Origin of the sequence: Nocardioides humi (assembly GCF_006494775.1) — a bacterium.
In the GTDB taxonomy this organism is placed as follows: Bacteria; Actinomycetota; Actinomycetes; order Propionibacteriales; family Nocardioidaceae; genus Nocardioides; species Nocardioides humi.
Window position 1 is genome coordinate 2,936,057 of sequence record NZ_CP041146.1, and the last position, 17,371, is coordinate 2,953,427.

The window sequence follows — 17,371 nt, forward strand, 5'->3', positions numbered from 1 at the left end:
ATGCCGCTCGTGGGTGAGGCCTTCGACTGCGAGATCCAGGCGCGGCTGCGCGACATCAACCTCGGCGGCCACGTCGACAACGTCGAGACGCTGCGGGTGCTCGACGAGGCACGGCTGCTGTTCTTCGGGCACGCCCCGCTCCCCGGCGACGGCCGCCCCGGGCTGCTCCGCGACCTGCCGCCCGGCATCACCCACCTGATCGGGTCCCAGCGGATCGACTACCACGCCGAGATGCGGTTCGTGGCCTACCAGCCGTTCCTGGTGCGGATCTGGGTCAGCCACGTCGGCCGCACGTCGTTCGCCATCTCCTCCGAGCTGCGCGTCGCGCCCGGCCACGCCCCGGCGGTCGTCGCCGAGACGTCCGCGGTGTTCTGGGACACCGCCGCCGGGTCGGCCTGGCCGATCTCCGACGCGGTGCGGGCCACGCTCGCGTCGTACGCCGGTCCGGCGGTGCCGCTCAGGGAGCGGGCGGGCCGCTGACCTCCTCGGCCTCGGGGGTCTCCGGGGCCCCGGGGGTCTCGGAGGCACGCGGGGCGAGGCGCCAGGCGGCGGCGAGGAGCACGACCAGCGCCGCCAGCGCGAGGATGCCGGCGACGGCGGCGTGGAAGGCGGCGCGGTGGAGCCCGTCGCCGAGGTGCAGCGCGCCGGTGGCCAGGGACACCGCGGTCGCGGCGCCGAACCCGGCCGGCAGCGCGGCCGCGGGCAGTCGCCGCGGGCGCGGCGTATCGCGGGGGGAGCGGCGTACGTGGACCACGATCGCCAGCCCGGTCACCAGCAGGCCGAGGATCCCGGACGCGAACTGCGCCCACTGCTGGCCGGGCAGCGGACCGTGCGTCTCCTGCAGCCAGGCCACGTGCCGCACGCCCCACCGTCCCTGGTGGGTGAAGGCGTCCCAGACGACGTGGGTCGCCGACCCGACGATCGCGGCGAGCGGAGCGAGCAGCCAGGCGGTGCGGCCGATCCGGGCGCGGGCCGGGAGCCGGTCGCGGACGGCGGCGGGCGCGGTGTCGACGAGGGCGTCGCGACCCCAGCGGTCCCAGAACGCCAGCAGCGCGAGGGTGAGGACGAGGTCGACGGTCACGATGCCGGCCGGGCTGTGGGTGAAGCCGTAGAGCGACCAGGTCTGTCCCAGCACCGGCAGGTCCGGCGTCATCGACCCGATCACCATCGCCGACAGCGGCAGCCCGAGGCCGCGCAACGGCAGGACGGCGGCCGGGTGGGCCAGGGTGACGGGCACGTCAGGCGTCCTGGCTCCGGGAGGCGAGCTCGAGGTCCGCGGTCAGCTCCTGGCCGACCTCGATCCCCTCGGCCCGGCGTACGGCGACGCGCAGCGGCACCAGATAGCGCCCGTCCTTCGGGAACAGGGCGGTGCGGAAGCCGGTGTCGCCGATGCGTACGTCGACCGCGACCTGCCCCCAGTACTCCAGGCCGCGCGCCGCCTCCTTGATGTCGTCGCTCTCGTCCTCCGGCACGGCGAGGAAGTAGAACGGCGCGGGGCCCCGCCACTCGATGACGGGTCCGGTGCAGGTGAAGGGCACCTCAGCAACCGTAGTCGCTGCCCCGTGGTCAGCCGTTCTTCGCCATCTGGGCGGCACGCTCCTCGGCGTGGAACGCCCAGGGCTCCTGCGGCAGCACGTCGCCGGTCTCCAGCAGGGTCTTGAGGTTCGCGAGCACGGCCGGCCAGCCCTGGCCGATGGCGTGGAGATCGTCCACGCTCGCCAGGAGGGTGTGGGTGACGGTGAGCCTTACGATGTCGCGGCCGGGCTCGATCTCGAAGGCGACCACGCTCGGCTCGAACGTCGGGTCGGCGACGCGCGCGGGATCGTCGAAGCCGAACACCAGGCGGCGCGGGCGATCCACCTCGATCACCCGCCCGGCGGCGTCCGCGACGCCCGACCCGTCGACCCGCACGTGGTCGACCCTGCTGCCCACCTGCCAGTCGGACACCTGCGCGTGCCCCCAGAACCGGCCGGTCAGCTCGGGATCGGTCAGCGCCCGCCACACCTGCTCCGGGGTGGCGCGGATGTAGGTGGTGTAGACGTAGTCCGGGACGGTCATGGCGTACTCCTCGGCTCGCTGCTTGATGGCGTCCAGGGCCGCCAGCCGCGGCTCCTCGAACTTCCAGATCCAGCGGCGCTGGATCTCGTGGATCGGTACGGCGTTGAGGTAGTGCAGCTTGCGCCGACCGTCGCGCACCGACGTCACCAGGCCCGCGGCCTCCAGCAGGTCGAGGTGCTGGCTGACCGACTGCCGCCGCATGGCGAGTCCCTCGCAGAGCTCGCCCAGGGTCCGGCCCGACCGCTCGTGCAGCATGTCCAGCAGCCGCCGGCGGCCGGCGTCGGCCAGGGCCTTGAACACCGCGTCCGCATCCACCGCGCCATCATGCAGGCAATTGCCTGCCTATTGCAAGGCGCATGGGACGCGAGGCGCCGCTTCAGGCTCAGTAACGGGATCCGTCGCGGCCGAGTGGGTCGTACTCGTCGTCGTCGACGTAGCCCGACGGCCGCTCGTGCCCGATCTCGCAGAGATCGGCCGGCGAGAGCAGGCCGCCGCGGGCCTGGGCCTTCTGCTCGGCGATGCAGGCGTACCAGTCGGAGTCGTCGGACTCCCGGTTGGTCGTCGAGCCCGCCGAGGACGCCACCACGATCCCGATCACGACCGCCGCCAGGGCCCCGACGATGCCCAGCGCGACACCGGCGCCCGCGTCACCCCCGGTGCGGGTCGACCGCCCGGTGGACAGGCCGGGATCCGGCACCCCCGAGCTCGCGGCGGGCCGTCCCTGATCGTCGTCCGGCTTCTCGTACTGCTCCCACATGCCCGGGAGCCTCCCCGCACCCGCGGGGCGGCAAACGCGGTCCCCGGCGACCAGGCTCACCGGCGCAGCAGGGCCGCGATCTCGTCGTACCCGCGCTGCTGGGCGTGCTGGAGCGGCGTGACGCCGTCGCGGTCGGCGACGGCGGGGTCGACGCCGGCGTCGAGCAGGATCCGGACGATCTCCCGGTAGGGCTCGCCGCCGTCGCCGAGGATGATCGCCTCCAGCAGGGCGGTCCAGCCGAGGTCGTTGACGTGGTCGAGGTCGACCTCGGTCTCGACGACGCGACGGATGTAGTCGACGTGGCCGCGCTCGCCGGCGGGGATCGGCGAGAGGCCGCCGTACCGGTTGCGGATGGTGAGGTCCGGGTTCGCCGGGAGCAGCGCCTCCAGCATGGCCACGCTGCCGGTCACGCCGGTGACCAGCCACGGGGTGTCGTGGCGGTCGTCGAGCGCGTCCGGGTCGGCACCCATCGCGACGAGCAGCCGGGCGACGGCCACGCGGTCGAAGGTGCTGGCGAGGAGGAGGGCGGTACGACGGTGCGCGTCGCGCGCCTCGAGGTCGGCTCCGGCGCGCAGCGCGAGCGCCACCGCGTCGGCGTCGCCGCGCTCGGCGGCCCGCAGCAGCGCCGCGTCGGGGTCGGCGGGCAGGTCGGCGGTGGTCATCGTGGCCAGGATCCTCTCCAGTCCGTCGTACCCGCGCTCGCGGGCCATCTGCAGCGGGGTCAGCCCCGCCGACGGCGAGACGCGGTCGAGCTCGACGCCGCCGGCGGCGAGCACCCGCACGGTGGCGGCGTACGCCGCCGTGTCCTCTCCCAGCCACACCGCCTCGTGGATCGCCTGGTAGCCGATCCGGTTGACGTGGTCGCGGTCGATGCCGGCCCGCAGCAGCTCGCCGACGACGAGGGCGTGCCCGCGCTCGGCGGCGCGGATCAGGCCGGTGCCGTTCCAGCCGTCCTTGTCGTTCACCCTCGCACCGTTGCGGAGGGTGAGCCGGAGCAGGTCGAGGTACCCCTCGCTGGTCGCGACGAGGTACGCCGACTGCTCGGTGTCGTCCTTGGCGTTGACGTCGGCGCCCTGCCGGACCAGCCGGCGCACGGCCTTCACGTCGTCGCGCCAGGCGGCGTCGCGGAGCCGCTGGTCCAGCTCGGCCTGCGGGACGGCAGGTGCGGCGGTGCCTGTCGTACGGCCCGCCTCGGGGCTCGCGTCGGGGGTGGGCCCCGGCGACGCGGCGGGACCGCCGCCCCCGCACGCGCCCAGGACGAGCGCGAGCGGGAGGACGGCGGCACCGGCGATGCCGCGCCGGGCGTTCATCGGGTCGGGTCCGCGATCACCTCGTAGGGACCGGAGGCGATCTCCTCGTCGAACTTGCTGTCGACGTACAGGATCTGGCCACGCAGCTCCGCGGCGGTGGTCAGCACGCGATCGGGCGAGCTGGCCCGCTGGCGGATCAGCTTCGCGCGGCGGCCGTCGGCGGAGAGCCGCAGGGTCGCGACCTGCCTGCTGAAGTTGCGGACCACGGTCAGGCGGCTGCCCTGCAGCACCAGGCCGTCGGCGTCGACGAGGTCCGCGCCACCGGTCCGGATCGGAGTCGCCTTGCCCGTCTTCAGCGCGAACCGCCACAGCCGGCCGGTGTTGCCCTGCGCGACCACGAAGGCCTTCCGGTCCGGGGTCAGCGTGATGCCGCCGAGGTTGAAGCCGGTCTCCCGGGCGATCCGGTCGGTGGCGTCGGCCCACAGCCGTACCTTCCAGCCGTTGCGGCCCTTGGCGACGCGGAAGAGCTGGGCGTCGTTGGAGTCGGTGAAGTACGCCGCGCCGTCGGGGCCGATCGCGACGTCGTTGAGGAAGACGTCGTTGCCGGGCGTCTGCAGGGCGGCGAGCAGCCTGCCCTTCCTGTTGTAGACCCACAGGTCCGGGCGGCCGTTGTCGACGCCGCCGTCGCCGATCCCGTTGGGGCCGCCGGCGATGTAGACGCGGCCCTTCGTGTCGACGGCGATGCCGCGGGCGGTGTACCGGCCGTCGGTGCCGTGGCCGGCGAGCCACTCGCGGGTCCGGGCGGTGCCGACCTCAACCCCGTTCTCGGTGCGCTTCCGAGGCACGATCCCACGATGCAGCTCGCCTCCGGTGACCTCGCTGACGTAGAACCGGCCGCGGCGCTCGTCGGCGCCGATGCCCTCGAACTTCGAGCCGGCCGGGTTGGCGGCGTCGACCGGATCGCCGGCGAGCAGGTAGGTCGCGGCGCGGCCGTGGTCCCGGTCCGCGGCGGTCGCGGCCGTCGTACCCGTCAGGCCCGCGGCGGCGGTCGTCGCGACGAGCAGGGAGCTGGCGATGAGGTGGGTTCGCTTCATGGGCTCCACTCTGCGGCGGCGACCGGGGCCGGGGCGTCGGGCAGCCGGCTACCCCTCGATAGCCGAATGGTTGATGCCGTCGTCGGCCCTGCTCCCTACGCTGGGCGAGCCATGACTGTCTCCGAGCCCGCCCGCCGCCCCGGCGAGCGCGGCATCCTCGCCCCCGCCGGCCGCCTCGACCGGTGGCTGCTCGTGGTGCTGGTGGTGCTGCTCGTCACCTGCGCGGTGCGGTACGTCGACCGGCACGGCCTCGACGCCGCCGGGATAGCCGTACTGGCGGGCGCGCTGGTGCTCGGGCTGGCGTACGCCACCCGGGGGCTGCTGGCCGGCCGCGCCTGGTGGCCGACGGCGTGGGTGACCGGGATGGTCGTGCTCTGGGGCGCGCTCACCGCGGTCGCGCCGTCGTTCGCCTGGTGCGCGGTGCCGGTGGCGTTCGCGGTGCTCCAGGTGCTGCCGTTCGGCTGGGCGGTGGGCACCGTGGTCGCGATGACGGTGCTGCTCACCGCCGCCTGGCAGCGGATCACCGACGGCTTCGACCCGGTGCAGGTCGCGGGCCCGATCGGGGTCGCGCTGGTGACCGTGCTGGCCTATCGCGCGCTGGACCTGGAGTCCCTGGCCCGCCAGCACGCGCAGGCCGAGGTCGGCGCGCTGGCCGAGCGGACCCGCCTGTCGCGGGAGATCCACGACTCCGTCGGGCAGGGCCTGTCCAGCATCAACCTGCTCCTCCAGGCGGCCGAGCGCTCCTGGGACACGCAGCCGGCGACCTCGCGGGAGCACGTCCGGACCGCCGCCTCCACCGCGCGCGACGGCCTCGACGAGGTACGCCGCGTGGTGCGCGACCTCGCCCCCGCCGACCTCGCCGCCACCGCCGCGGCCCTGCCGGACGCGCTGCGCACCGCGGCGGCGCGGGCGTCGCTCGTGGGCGTGCAGGTGGAGGTCCGCGTCGACGGCTCGCCCGCCGTCGTACCCGCCGAGGTCGCGGCGGCACTGGTCCGCACCGCGCGCGGCGCGCTCGCCAACGTCCGCGAGCACGCGGGCGCCGGGCGGGTGGCGCTGACGCTGACCTACCACCCGGACGAGGTGGTGCTCGACGTGCGCGACGACGGCCGCGGGTTCGATCCCACGCAGGTGCGGGCCTCCGGGACGCGAGGCCGCGGCCTGGCCGGGATCCGCGACCGGGCGGCGGCCCTCGGCGGCCGCGCCGACGTCGAGAGCGCGCCGGACGAGGGCACCACCGTCTCGGTCCGCTTCCCCCTCCACCTCCGACAGGAGCGGCCATGATCCGGATCGTGCTGGTCGACGACCACCCCGTGGTCCGGGCCGGGCTGCGCGCCCTCGTCGACGGACAGGGGGACCTGACCGTGGTCGGCGAGGCCGACGGGCTCGCCTCGGCCGTCGCCGTGGTGACGGCCGACCGGCCCGACGTCGTACTGATGGACCTCTCGCTCGGGCCCGGCGAGGCCGGCGGCGCCGAGGTGACCGCGACGCTGCGGGCGCTGGCCGAGCCGCCCGAGGTGCTGGTGCTGACGACCTACGACACCGAGTCGGACATCCTGCGCGCGCTGGAGGCGGGGGCGCGCGGGTACCTGCTCAAGGATGCCCCGCCCGACGAGCTGTTCGCCGGGATCCGCGCCACGGCGCGCGGCGAGACGGTGCTGGCGCCGTCGGTCGCCGCGACGCTGGTGCGTCGTACGACGCCCGGCGCGACCACCATCACCGAGCGCGAGGTCGAGGTGCTCGAGCTGCTCTCCCGCGGGCTCGGCAACAAGGAGATGGCGCGCGAGCTGTTCGTCTCCGAGGCGACCGTGAAGTCGCACCTCTCGCACATCTACACCAAGCTCGGCGTCGACACCCGCGCCGGCGCCGTCGCGGCCGCCATCGAGCGCCGCATCATCCGGGCCTGAGGGGGCGGCTTGGCGGGCCGCCCGGCCGGGGCCGGGTGGTCGTGTGCCTGAGAACCCGGATGTCCACGGTGTCAGGCACACGACCCCCACCGCGCCGCGGGTCAGGCCAGGTCGGCCAGCGGCACCGAAGGATCGCGGACGGCGTCGGTGGCCCCAACGCCGACCACCGCGCGCAGCGGCTCGATCGCGTCCCAGTCGTTGAGGTGCATGCCGGCGACCACCCGGTCGCCGCGCAGCCAGAGCACGCTCGCCTGCCGGGCGGCGAGGTCGCCGCGGACCACGAGGTCGTCGTACCCGGCGCCGTGGCCGACGTACTCCATGCCGAGGTCGTACTGGTCGGTGAAGAAGTACGGCAGCCGGGTGTAGGGCTCGTCGCCGCCGAGCATGACCCGCGCGGCGTGGCGGCCCTGGTGGATGGCGGTGTCCCAGTGCTCGACGCGGATCCTGCCGAGGACGGGGTGGTTCTGGTCGGCGAGGTCGCCGGCGGCGAACACGTGGGGGTCGGAGGCGCGGAGCCGGGCGTCGACGAGGACGCCGTTGTCCACCGCGAGGCCCGCGTCGGCGGCGAGCCGGTCGTTCGGGGTGACGCCCACGGCGACGACGAGCAGGTCGGCGACGACCGGCTCGCCGTCCTCGACCCGGACGACCGCCTTCCCGTCGTCGTGCTCGACCCCGGTCACGCTCGCGCCGAGGCGGAGGTCGACGCCGTGCTCGCGGTGCAGGTCGGCGAAGACGGTCGCGATCTCGTCGCCGAGCACCCGCTGCAGGGGCAGCGACGCGGACTCGAGGACGGTCACCGAGGCGCCGCGCTGGCGTGCCGCGGAGGCCACCTCGAGGCCGATCCAGCCGGCGCCGATGATCGCGATCCGCGCGCCTTCGGTCAGCCGGTCGCGCAACGCCAGCGCGTCGTCGAGGGTGCGCAGGTGGAGGACCGGGGCACCCGACGTGTCCGCCATCGCGAGGTGCCGCGGGGTCGCGCCGGTCGCGAGGAGCAGCCGGTCGTACGGCAGCCCGCCGGCGCCGAGCCGCACCCGCCCGCGGTCGAGGTCGATCCCGGTGACGACGGTGCCGACCCGGACGTCGACCTGCTGCTCGTCGTACCACTCCCGGGGTGGACGAACGCCGCGTCCGGCTCGGCCGAGCCGAGCAGCAGGCCCTTGGAGAGGGGCGGGCGCTCGTACGGCAGGTGCGGCTCCTCGCCCACGACGACGATGTCGCCCGTGTGGCCCTGCTCGCGCAGCTCGGCGACCGCGTTGGCCGCGGCCAGTCCGGCTCCGATGATCACGACGTTCATCGCCGCCCCCTCGTCAGGTCCAGGAACTCGGATCGGCTCCGGGCGTCGTCACGCAGCTGTCCGAACAACGCGGACGTCAGCGTGCGGGAGCCGGTGGCCCGCGCGCCGCGCAGGCTCATGCAGGTGTGCTGGGCGTCGAGGACGACGCCCACGCCGCGCGGCTCGAGCGCCCGCTGCAGGTGGTCGGCGATCCGCTTGGTCAGCCGCTCCTGGGTCTGCGGCCGGCGCGCGTGGTGGTCGACCATCCGCGCGAACTTCGACAGCCCCAGGATCCGCCCGCCCGGCAGGTAGCCGACGTGCGCGACGCCCACGAACGGGAGCAGGTGGTGCTCGCACAGCGACTGCACCGGGATGTCCTCGACGAGCACCAGCTCGTCGTACTCGTCGTCGTTGGGGAAGGTCGTCAGCTCGAACTCCGGCGGCGACGTCAGCTCGACCAGCGCGTCGACCATCCGGCGCGGGGTGTCCGCGAGGTGCTCGACGGTGAGGTCGAGGCCGAGTGCGGTGAGCAGGTCGACGGCCGCGCCGTGGGCCCGTGCGCGGTCGATCGACGGACCGTCGGTCACGACCCGGGGGTGCCACCGATCCTCTAAAACTGTCACGGTTTCCATTTAGAACCTGTGGACGGCCGCTGTCAACCGTCGGACCCTCCGCGCAGACTCCTCCCATGGCTGACCGACGACATGGCACCCCGCCGCCACCGACCGACTCCGAGGTGGTCTCCGAGCGCTGGGACGGCGACGACCTCTCCGGGCGCGCGTTCCGGCGGCTGGCGTTCGTCGACGTCGACCTGACCGACGTGGTGGCCCGCGGCGCGACCTTCGAGGAGTGCTCGTTCCGCGAGTGCGACCTCAACGGCGGCCGGTTCACCGACACCGGCTTCCTCAACTGCGCCTTCACGAGGTCCGCCTTCTTCGGCGCCCGCTTCGAGGGGTGCAAGCTGGTCGGCTCGACCTTCGACCGCTGCCGGTTCGGCGCACTCGAGGTCGTCGGCGGCAACTGGCGCTTCGTCGGGCTGCCGGGCGCCGACCTGCGCAAGGTCGTGCTGCGCCGGGTCGACCTCCGCGAGGCCGACCTCGGCGGCGCCCGACTGGCCGGGGCCACGATCCACCACGTCGACCTCGGCGGCGCGTCGCTGCACGAGGCGGACCTGACCGGAGCGGACCTCCGCGGCTCCGACCTCTCCTCCGTCGACCCGGTGGCCACGCCGCTGACCGGCGCGGTGGTCGACCTCGACCAGGCGGTCGCGCTGGTGCGGGCGCTCGGGGCGCGGGTGGAGGAGGCGGTGCCGATGGAGTCCTGACAACCGAATACGGCCGAACACGGCAGTCGGACGCCGGGGCGGCGCCGGGCGGGCTCAGCCCTTCTGGACGGCGTCGAGCACCGCGTCGAGCTTGGCCTTCAGCTCCGGGACCTCGTCGAGCAGGACGAGCTTGTCGTTGAGGTCGCCGAGCAGGGTCTGCACCTGGCCGAGCACGTCGCGGGTCTCGGCGAGGGTGGCGTCCACCGTGGTGAGCTTGCCGTCGACGTCGACCAGCGTCGTGTCGACGCTGGCGAGGGCGGCCTCGGCGCTCTTGAGCACCTTGTCGGTGCGCTTGAGGACGTCGGCGACGGGGTTGAGGCCCACGGGTTCTCCTTCGGTACGGCGGATGTGGGGCCACTCTGTCAGCCGCGGCGGCCGGGGACCGCGACCCGAGCCGGGTCAGCGCGCCCCGAGCACCGGCTCCGACTCGACCAGGCCGTCGTCGCTGGGGGCCTCGCCACGACCGAACACCTTGTCGTGCTGCTTCGCCCGCCAGGCGAGGTGCGCCTCGGCCGGCCGGTCGTACCCGTAGCGCTCCTGCGCCTGCGTGGGGGTGAGCAGCTCCGGGCTCGCCGGCGGTACGCCGAGCAGCACCGGCGCGACGACCGGGACCGTGCTGGGCGAGAGCAGGCCGAGGATGCGCAGCTGGAGCCGCTTGCTCACCGACAGGAGGGCGAAGGTGGTGCGCAGCACCGGGCGCGCGAGCAGGTCCATGGCCCGCGGCTGGGTGACGTCGCCCATCTGCCGCATCCAGTGCGGCAGGGTGGCGATGACGCCGGCGCGGAAGAGCCGGCCGATCACCCAGCGGGCCGGGCGCAGCACGGCCGGCAGGTCGTCGGCGAGCTGGCTGACGTCCATCAGGTGCTTCATCGCGCGCTGCGCGATCGGCGAGCCGGACATCTGCGGGCGCATCCGCTCGTAGTAGGCGTGCAGCTCGGCGCGGGAGCGCGGCACATCGTCCGGGTCGCAGGTCTGCAGCTCGGCGGCTCGGGCGCACTCCGCCCAGTACTGCGCCTCCTCGGCCGCGGACAGCTTGCCGGGTCCGTACATCTCGTACGCCTTGAGCACCGAGTGCCAGCCCGTGACGAGGATCCACAGCTGGGAGTCGGGGTCGTTGGCGTCGTACCGGCCGCCGCCGTAGGGCTCGGTCCCGATCGCCTTGCTGTGCACCTTGACCAGGACGTCGGCCGCGCGGGCGGTGGTCCGGCTGTCGCCGAACGCGACCAGCGCGAAGTAGTGGATGGTGCGGTCGTAGCGGGTCTTGGGCCGGCGGTAGATGTCCTGGGTGCGGTCGACCGACGCGACCAGGTTGGGGTCGAGCTCCTCCACGACGACCGCGCGGCTGAAGCCGATCGTCAGCGACGTGGGGTAGCCCCACACCTTCCACGCCACCGAGTCGGGCCCGAAGAAGCCGTAGTCCTCGGCGGGGGCGATGTCACGCTTGCGGAGAGCCATGCGACCAGAATGCTACAGATGTGTAGTAAATGGAACCCTAGAGTGGGAGCCATGCCCGAGCCCGCCCGCAAGCGACGCCCGTACGCCCCGCGCGTGCCGATGGCCGAGCGCCGCGAGCAGCTGCTCGACGCCGCGCTGGCGATCATCGACCGCGACGGGTACGACGGCGTCTCGATCGACGCGATCGCGCGGGAGGCGGGCGTCACCCGCCCGGTCGTGTACGGCGCCTTCGACGGCCTCGGCCCGCTGCTGATGACCCTGCTCGACCGGCAGCAGGAGCGGGCGCTGGCCCAGCTGTTCGGCGCGCTCCCGCTCGACGCGGCCGGGGAGGACCCGGTCGCGGTGGTCGAGCGCGCGACGCCGGCCCTGCACGCCATGGTGCTGGCCGACCCGGTGACCTGGCGGGCGATCCTCACGTCGCCGGCGAACGTCCCGGACGTGGTGCGGGAGCGGATCGAGGGCGACCGCGAGCAGGTCCGGGCGGTCATCGAGCAGCTCGTGGCGGGCGTGCTCGGCGACCGGGCGGACGCCGAGGTGCTCGCCCACGGCATCCTCGCGCTCCTCGACCACTTCGGCCGGCTGGTGCTGGCCGACCCCGGCCGGTTCACCGCCGAGCGGCTCACCGCCGTGGTCGGCTCGATGGCGAAGGCGTGGCTCCCGTGACCGGCGCGGCGACCGCGGTCCGGCTCGCGACCCCCGCCGACGCCTATGTCGTCGGCGGGCTGCTCTTCGACTTCAACACCGAGTTCGGGTCGCCCACGCCGAGCGCCGCCGACTTCGGCGACCGGTTCACGACGCTGCTGGCGCGCTCCGACGTGCTCGTCGTGCTGGCCGAGGACCCGGCGACCGGCGAGGCGACCGGGTTCGGCCTCCTCACACTCCGCCCCACGCCGTACGGCGACGGGCCGCTCGCCCAGCTCGAGGAGCTGTACGTCGTCCCGACCCTGCGCGACGAGGGCATCGGCACGGCCCTGCTGACGCGGGCGGTCGCGGAGGTCGAGCAGCGCGGCGGGATCGAGGTCCACATCAACGTCGACGAGATCGACGCCGACACCCGGCGGTTCTACGAGCGGCACGGGTTCACGAACATCCAGCCCGGCGAGGACTACCGCATGCTCTGCTACCTCCGCGAGCTCACGTGACCACCGCGCTCCGCCCCGCCCGGCCCGGTGAGGCCGCCGCCCTGACCGAGCTCGCGCTGCGCTCGAAGGGCCACTGGGGCTACGACGACGGGTTCCTGGAGGCGTGCCGCGACGAGCTGACGATGCGCGACGACGAGCTCGCCGCCCGCCGTACCGTCGTGGCGGAGCTGCCCGACGGCCGGATCGCCGGCTTCCGGACCCTGGAGGGCGAGCCGCCCACCGGCGTCCTCGGCATGATGTTCGTCGACCCGGACCTGATCGGCCACGGCGTCGGCCGAGCCCTGGTCACGCACCTGGTCGAGGAGGCCCGGGCGGCCGGGTTCACGCTGCTCACCATCGACGCCGACCCGAACGCCGAGGCGTTCTACCGCGCCGCCGGCGCGGTCCGGGTCGGCGCCACCCCCTCCGGCTCGATCCCCGGCCGCGTGCTCCCGCTGCTCGAGCTCAGGCTCCCTGCCACGGCCCCGCGCTGAACTCCCCCGGCGTCAGCCCGGTGACCGCGCGGAAGTCCCGGGTGAGGTGGGCCTGGTCGGCGTAGCCCAGCTCGGCAGCGACCCGCGCCAGGTCGACGTCCTCCCCGGCCCGCAGCAGGTCGGCCGCGTCGTGGAGCCGGCGCCGCTGGACCAGCCACTTCGGCGAGAGCCCGATCCGGCGCCGGGTCAGCCGCTGCAGCGCCCGCTCGCCGAGGTCGAACTTCGCGCACACCTGCGACACCCGCTGCACCTCGCGGTCGCCCTCGACGTACTCGACGATCGCGTTCACCAGCCGGCCCTCCTCGTCCGCCGGAGCCAGGACGGCGAGCGCCTCGGCCACCAGCGCGCAGGCCTCCTGCTGGCGGGCGATCTCGGCGGGGTCGTCGCCCAGCGCGGCCTGCACGGCGGCGATCAGCCCGGCCCCGTCGAGCGCCTCCACCTCGCGCAGGTCGCGTCGCTGGTCGACCAGGCCGACCACCGGCCCGCCGACCAGCGCGAGCCCGGCGGCCGGCTGCATCATCGCCCCGACGACCCAGCCGGCACCGCTCAGCTCCTCCGTGTTCAGCCCGCCGTGCGGCCCGACCAGCTGGCCGCCGTCGTGACCGACCACGACCTGGCAGACGGGGTACTGCAGCACCCGCTGCACCGACGTCTCCCCCGGCAGCAGCGACCAGACCGGCAACCAGAACCGGCGTACGACGTCCGCGAGCTCCGGCGGCGCGGCGTACCGCCGCAGTGACGGGCTGAACCCCCGCACGTCGCGCAGGTGCGCGGGCTCGTCGACGTCGAGCGGTCCGTCGGGTCTCCAGCGCATGTGTCGGATTCTTTCAAGACACTGTCGGTGCGCCGAGGGAAGGTGGAGACATGACCTCTCCCGTGACCGAGCTCATCGCGTTCACCATCGACAGCGCCGACGCCGCGAAGGCGGCACGGTTCTACGCCGACCTGACCGGCGGCGAGGTCACCGGCGACTACCCGGAGTACGGCTACGCCTCGGCGTCCGTCCTCGGCGCCACGTTCAACTTCCAGACCGTCGCCGACTACGCCCGCCCCGAGTGGCCGGGCCAGGAGCACCCCCAGCAGTTCCACCTGGACTTCCGGGTCCCCGACCTCGAGAGCGCGACCGAGCACGCCCGCGCCCTGGGCGCCACCGTCGCCGGCACCCAGCCGGCGGCCGAGGCCGGTGGCTCCTGGCGGGTGATGATCGACCCCGACGGGCACCCGTTCTGCCTGTGCCCGCCGCAAGAGGCTTAGAGGTTCCCGAGAACCGGTGACAGGCGGGCGCACCCGGGAGCATCATGGGGCGATGCGCCGGGTGCACCCCCCTCTCCCGAGCGCGGGCGCGGCCTACCTGGACGCCCGCGGAGACGGCCGTGCGCTGCGCGTCAGCTGGCACTCCGAGGCGGAGCTCGTGGTGCTGTCGCTGTGGCGCGACAACGTCTGCACGGCCACCTTCCAGCTCGACGTGGCGGACGTGCCGGGCCTGGTCGACCTGCTCTCGGCCCGGTTCGCCGCCGAGACCACGGAGTCGGCGGCGGTCAGCCCACGGTGCGGATGAGCTTCTTGTTGACGAACTCCTCCATGCCGTAGCGGCCGAGCTCGCGGCCGAAGCCGGAGCGCTTGATGCCGCCGAAGGGCAGCTCGGCGGCGTCGAGGCCGACGCCGTTGACGAACACCATGCCGGCCTCGATCTGGTCGGCGACCCGCTGCGCCTGGGCCGAATCCGCCGTGAAGACGTACGACCCGAGGCCGTAGGGGGTGTCATTGGCGATCCGGACGGCGTCGTCCTCGTCCGTCGCGCGGAACACCATGGCGACCGGGCCGAACAGCTCCTGACGGTACGCCGGGTTGTCGGTGCCGATGCCGGAGAGCACGCCGGTCGGGTAGAACGCGCCGTCGCGCTCGCCCGCGGTGGCGAGGGTGGCGCCGCCGGCGACGGCCTCCTCGACCTGGCGGCCGAGGTTCTCGGCAGCGGCCAGCGAGGAGAGCGGCGAGCCGGGGGAGGCGGCGAGGAGGGCGTCGGTGAAGCGGGAGACGAAGTCGTCGTAGAGGTCGTCGACGACGACGAACCTCTTGCCGGCGTTGCAGGCCTGCCCGGTGTTCTCCATCCGGGCTGACACCGCGGCCGCGACCGTGGCGTCGAGGTCGTCGCTGCCGAGCACGACGAACGGGTCGGAGCCGCCGAGCTCGAGCACGCACTTCTTCAGGTTGCGGCCGGCGATCTCCGCGACGGCCGCGCCGGCACGCTCCGAGCCGGTCAGCGAGACCCCCTGGATCCGCGGGTCGGCGATCACGTCCGCGATCTGCTCGTTCGTCGCGTAGACGTTGACGTACGCGCCCTCCGGGTAGCCGGCGTCGAGGAAGACCTGCTGGAGCAGCGCGGCCGACCGCGGGCACTGCGGGGCGTGCTTGAGCACGATGGTGTTGCCGAGCGCCAGGTTGGGGGCGGCGAACCGGGCGACCTGGTACGCCGGGAAGTTCCACGGCATGATCCCGAGCAGGGCGCCGACGGGCGCGCGCCGGATGACGGCCGTGCCCTCGCCGTCGCCGAGCTCGATCGGCTCGTCGGCCAGGAAGCGCTCGGCGTTGTCGGCGTAGAACTCGTAGATCGCGGCCGAGAAGTCGACCTCGCCCTCGGCGTCCTCGAGCGGCTTGCCCATCTCCTCGACCATCGCGGCGGACAGCTCGGCGCTGCGCTCACGGTGCAGCTCGGCGACCCGGCGCAGCAGGGCGGCCCGGTCGGCGACGGTCGAGGTCCGCCCCCACGAGGCGTACGCCGATGCGGCAGCGTCGACCGCGGCCGCGACCTCGGCGTCGGTGGCGGTGGGGAAGGTCTCGACCAGCTCCCCGGTCGCGGGGTTGCGGACGGCGTACTCGGTCATGGGGGCTCCTTCGGGTCGGAAACAGCAGGTCAGCGGGCGGCCTCGACGTCCGAGGACAGTCGCTGCGCGAGCCAGACGGGGAGGATCGAGAAGACGATCAGGACGACGGCGACGACGTTGACCACCGGCGCCTGGTTGGGGCGGAACATGTTGTTGAGAATCCAGATCGGGAGGGTGGTCGCGCCGTTGCCGGCGGTGAACGTGGTCACGATGATCTCGTCGAAGCTCAGTGCGAAGGCCAGCATGCCACCTGCGAGGAGGGCCGAGCGGAGCTGCGGGAGGGTGACCAGCCGGAAGGTGGTGAGCACCCCCGCGCCGAGGTCGGCCGAGGCCTCCTCGAGGCTGGTGCCGAGCCGCCGCAGCCGGGCCTGCACGTTGTTGAACACGGTGACGATGCAGAACGTCGCGTGCGCGATCACGATCGTCCAGATCGACAGGTCGACGCCGAGGATCCCCTTGAACCCGTTGTTGAGCGCGATGCCGGTCACCACGCCGGGCAGCGCGATCGGCAGGATCACCAGCAGGTTGACCGAGCTCTTGCCGAAGAACGAGTACCGCTGCAGGGCGAGCGCGAGCAGCGTGCCGAGCAGGAGCGCCAGCGCGGTGGCGACGACCGCCACCTGCAAGCTGGTCACCAGGGCCTCGCGGACGCCGGAGCTGTGCGCGGCCCGCTCCCACCACTCGAAGGTGACGCCCCGCGGCGGCCAGGTCATCGACTGGCTCGGGTTGACCGAGTTGGCCACCACGATCAGCAGCGGAAGGTAGATCAGCGCCAGCACGCCGAAGGTGAGGCCGGCCAGGACCCGGCGGGCGAGCGGACTGAGGGTCATCGCAGGCTCTCCATCACAGGTTCTCCAGGGCGCCGGTACGTCGGATCGCGGTCAGCAGCACGAGCATCACCACGATCGGGATCATCGCGATCGCCGCCGCCAGCGGCAGGTTGTTGGCCGCGCCGGCGTTGATGAAGATCAGGTTGCCGAGCATCTGGCTGGCGCCCCCGACGATGTTGACGGTGATGTAGTCGCCCATGGTGAGCGAGAAGCTGAAGATCGCGCCGGCCACGATGCCGGGTACGAGCAACGGCAGCACGATCGAGCGCAGCACCATGCCGGTGGGCGCGCCGAGGTCGCCGGCCGCCTCGAGCAGCGAGTCGGGGACCCGCTCGAGCGCGGCGTAGATCGGCAGGATGACGTAGGGCAGCCAGATGTAGGCCTGGGTGATGACGACCGCGGTCAGCCCGTACCCGGGCGAGCCGATGCCGGTCCACTCGGCCAGGCCACCCTCGGACAGCACGATCCGCCAGGCGAAGACCTTGACCAGGTAGCTGGCCCACAGCGGGGTGAGCACCGCGACCACGAGCATCCGGCGGACCCGCGGCGAGGCGACCTTCGCCATGTAGAAGGCGATCGGCAGCGCGATGGCCACGTCGATCACGGTCACCGCGGCCGCGACGCCGACCGTGCGGAGGGCGACCTTGCGGTAGACCTCGTTCTCGAGGAGCGTGCGGAAGTTGTCCAGCGTCCACGAGCGGTCGATCTCGCTGCTCAGGCTGTCCACCGACCACAGCGAGGTGATCAGCAGCGCCGCCAGCGCGACGACGTACACGAGCAGCATCCAGGCGAGCGGCGCGGACAGCAGGAGCGAGAGTCGCAGCCACACCATGCGGTGCAGCAGCCGGGACCCCGGCCGGGCCACCGGGCCCCGCGGTGCGGGGTCGGTGGTCCGGCCGGGCCGGGTCTGGGTGGACGTGGCGGACATG

At 73.7% G+C, this 17,371-nt stretch carries 23 protein-coding genes and 1 pseudogene; 9 read left to right on the forward strand and 15 right to left on the reverse strand.

Translation table 11 applies throughout. From position 1 onward, the window contains the following. Positions 1-9: 9 nt before the first annotated feature. Positions 10-480 (forward strand): acyl-CoA thioesterase, encoded by a 471-nt coding sequence (locus FIV44_RS14325; RefSeq protein WP_181411180.1) that lies wholly within the window; start codon positions 10-12, stop codon positions 478-480. Here FIV44_RS14325 and FIV44_RS14330 read toward each other — a convergent pair. From FIV44_RS14330 to FIV44_RS14355, 6 genes are all read right to left on the reverse strand, one after another. Further along, on the reverse strand, positions 458-1,237 hold the full coding sequence (locus FIV44_RS14330) for a DUF4184 family protein (RefSeq protein ID WP_141005022.1): 780 nt from the start codon (positions 1,235-1,237) through the stop codon (positions 458-460). The genes FIV44_RS14325 and FIV44_RS14330 overlap by 23 nt on opposite strands. Position 1,238: 1 nt before the next feature. Continuing rightward, on the reverse strand, positions 1,239-1,538 hold the full coding sequence (locus tag FIV44_RS14335; protein ID WP_141005023.1) for a DUF1905 domain-containing protein: 300 nt from the start codon (positions 1,536-1,538) through the stop codon (positions 1,239-1,241). Between the two features lie 28 nt (positions 1,539-1,566). Further along, positions 1,567-2,373, reverse strand: coding sequence for an ArsR/SmtB family transcription factor (locus FIV44_RS14340; RefSeq protein WP_141005024.1), 807 nt, complete (start codon positions 2,371-2,373; stop codon positions 1,567-1,569). A gap of 67 nt (positions 2,374-2,440) precedes the next feature. After that, positions 2,441-2,815 (reverse strand): hypothetical protein, encoded by a 375-nt coding sequence (locus FIV44_RS14345; RefSeq protein ID WP_141005025.1) that lies wholly within the window; start codon positions 2,813-2,815, stop codon positions 2,441-2,443. A gap of 56 nt (positions 2,816-2,871) precedes the next feature. Continuing rightward, positions 2,872-4,125, reverse strand: coding sequence for an ankyrin repeat domain-containing protein (locus FIV44_RS14350; protein ID WP_141005026.1), 1,254 nt, complete (start codon positions 4,123-4,125; stop codon positions 2,872-2,874). After that, positions 4,122-5,159 (reverse strand): SMP-30/gluconolactonase/LRE family protein, encoded by a 1,038-nt coding sequence (locus FIV44_RS14355; protein ID WP_141005027.1) that lies wholly within the window; start codon positions 5,157-5,159, stop codon positions 4,122-4,124. The genes FIV44_RS14350 and FIV44_RS14355 overlap by 4 nt, the downstream gene beginning before the upstream one ends. Positions 5,160-5,270: 111 nt before the next feature. Here FIV44_RS14355 and FIV44_RS14360 point away from each other — a divergent pair, with 111 nt between their 5' ends. Beyond that, positions 5,271-6,440 carry a sensor histidine kinase gene (locus FIV44_RS14360; RefSeq protein ID WP_141005028.1) on the forward strand — a complete coding sequence of 390 codons (1,170 nt, stop codon included), beginning with the start codon at positions 5,271-5,273 and terminating at the stop codon, positions 6,438-6,440. After that, positions 6,437-7,063 carry a response regulator gene (locus FIV44_RS14365; RefSeq protein ID WP_141005029.1) on the forward strand — a complete coding sequence of 209 codons (627 nt, stop codon included), beginning with the start codon at positions 6,437-6,439 and terminating at the stop codon, positions 7,061-7,063. Before FIV44_RS14360 ends, FIV44_RS14365 begins: the two co-directional genes overlap by 4 nt. A gap of 101 nt (positions 7,064-7,164) precedes the next feature. Here the strand turns inward: FIV44_RS14365 and FIV44_RS33210 are convergent, their stop codons facing one another. From FIV44_RS33210 to folE, 3 genes and pseudogenes are all read right to left on the reverse strand, one after another. Beyond that, positions 7,165-8,094 carry an NAD(P)/FAD-dependent oxidoreductase gene (locus FIV44_RS33210; protein WP_342778897.1) on the reverse strand — a complete coding sequence of 310 codons (930 nt, stop codon included), beginning with the start codon at positions 8,092-8,094 and terminating at the stop codon, positions 7,165-7,167. Positions 8,095-8,243: 149 nt separating this feature from the next. Further along, positions 8,244-8,357, reverse strand: a pseudogene (locus FIV44_RS33215) (NAD(P)/FAD-dependent oxidoreductase); the annotation flags it as partial. Next, positions 8,354-8,923, reverse strand: coding sequence for a GTP cyclohydrolase I FolE (gene folE, locus FIV44_RS14375; RefSeq protein WP_246086958.1), 570 nt, complete (start codon positions 8,921-8,923; stop codon positions 8,354-8,356). The gene folE and the pseudogene FIV44_RS33215, both read right to left, overlap by 4 nt. 101 nt (positions 8,924-9,024) lie before the next feature. On the opposite strand from folE, the gene FIV44_RS14380 reads away from it, so the two are divergent. Further along, positions 9,025-9,660, forward strand: coding sequence for a pentapeptide repeat-containing protein (locus FIV44_RS14380; RefSeq protein ID WP_141005031.1), 636 nt, complete (start codon positions 9,025-9,027; stop codon positions 9,658-9,660). Positions 9,661-9,714: 54 nt separating this feature from the next. On the opposite strand, the gene FIV44_RS14385 is transcribed toward FIV44_RS14380, so the two are convergent. Together FIV44_RS14385 and FIV44_RS14390 are read right to left on the reverse strand one after the other, a co-directional pair. Beyond that, positions 9,715-9,984 (reverse strand): hypothetical protein, encoded by a 270-nt coding sequence (locus tag FIV44_RS14385; protein ID WP_141005032.1) that lies wholly within the window; start codon positions 9,982-9,984, stop codon positions 9,715-9,717. Positions 9,985-10,059: 75 nt separating this feature from the next. Continuing rightward, positions 10,060-11,115 carry an oxygenase MpaB family protein gene (locus FIV44_RS14390; protein WP_141005033.1) on the reverse strand — a complete coding sequence of 352 codons (1,056 nt, stop codon included), beginning with the start codon at positions 11,113-11,115 and terminating at the stop codon, positions 10,060-10,062. Positions 11,116-11,166: 51 nt separating this feature from the next. Between FIV44_RS14390 and FIV44_RS14395 the strand changes: the two genes are divergently transcribed. The 3 genes from FIV44_RS14395 to FIV44_RS14405 are packed head-to-tail and all read left to right on the forward strand — an operon-like array spanning position 11,167 to position 12,730. Beyond that, entirely contained in the window at positions 11,167-11,778 is a 612-nt protein-coding gene (locus tag FIV44_RS14395; protein WP_181411181.1) for a TetR/AcrR family transcriptional regulator, read from the forward strand. Continuing rightward, positions 11,775-12,257: a GNAT family N-acetyltransferase gene (locus FIV44_RS14400; RefSeq protein ID WP_141007884.1), complete on the forward strand. Its 483-nt coding sequence runs from the start codon at positions 11,775-11,777 to the stop codon at positions 12,255-12,257. The genes FIV44_RS14395 and FIV44_RS14400 overlap by 4 nt, the downstream gene beginning before the upstream one ends. Further along, complete coding sequence (locus tag FIV44_RS14405) at positions 12,254-12,730, forward strand: GNAT family N-acetyltransferase (protein ID WP_141005035.1); 477 nt, start codon at positions 12,254-12,256, stop codon at positions 12,728-12,730. Before FIV44_RS14400 ends, FIV44_RS14405 begins: the two co-directional genes overlap by 4 nt. Here the strand turns inward: FIV44_RS14405 and FIV44_RS14410 are convergent. Then, on the reverse strand, positions 12,702-13,544 hold the full coding sequence (locus FIV44_RS14410; RefSeq protein ID WP_141005036.1) for an AraC family transcriptional regulator: 843 nt from the start codon (positions 13,542-13,544) through the stop codon (positions 12,702-12,704). The genes FIV44_RS14405 and FIV44_RS14410 overlap by 29 nt on opposite strands. Positions 13,545-13,594: 50 nt before the next feature. Between FIV44_RS14410 and FIV44_RS14415 the strand changes: the two genes are divergently transcribed. Further along, positions 13,595-13,984 carry a VOC family protein gene (locus tag FIV44_RS14415; protein WP_141005037.1) on the forward strand — a complete coding sequence of 130 codons (390 nt, stop codon included), beginning with the start codon at positions 13,595-13,597 and terminating at the stop codon, positions 13,982-13,984. Positions 13,985-14,036: 52 nt separating this feature from the next. Beyond that, entirely contained in the window at positions 14,037-14,288 is a 252-nt protein-coding gene (locus FIV44_RS14420) for a hypothetical protein (protein WP_141005038.1), read from the forward strand. On the opposite strand, the gene FIV44_RS14425 is transcribed toward FIV44_RS14420, so the two are convergent. Genes FIV44_RS14425 through FIV44_RS14435 form a run of 3 tightly spaced genes read right to left on the reverse strand, consistent with a single transcriptional unit; the run spans position 14,269 to position 17,370 of the window. Continuing rightward, a complete protein-coding gene (locus FIV44_RS14425; protein WP_141005039.1) occupies positions 14,269-15,612 on the reverse strand; it encodes an NAD-dependent succinate-semialdehyde dehydrogenase in 1,344 nt (447 codons plus the stop codon). The two genes, FIV44_RS14420 and FIV44_RS14425, sit on opposite strands and share 20 nt — an antisense overlap. 29 nt (positions 15,613-15,641) lie before the next feature. Then, the gene (locus FIV44_RS14430; protein WP_141005040.1) at positions 15,642-16,442 is read right to left on the reverse strand and encodes an ABC transporter permease; all 801 of its coding nucleotides are present in this window, start codon (positions 16,440-16,442) and stop codon (positions 15,642-15,644) included. A gap of 13 nt (positions 16,443-16,455) precedes the next feature. Beyond that, positions 16,456-17,370 (reverse strand): ABC transporter permease, encoded by a 915-nt coding sequence (locus FIV44_RS14435; RefSeq protein WP_181411182.1) that lies wholly within the window; start codon positions 17,368-17,370, stop codon positions 16,456-16,458. Position 17,371 lies beyond the last annotated feature (1 nt).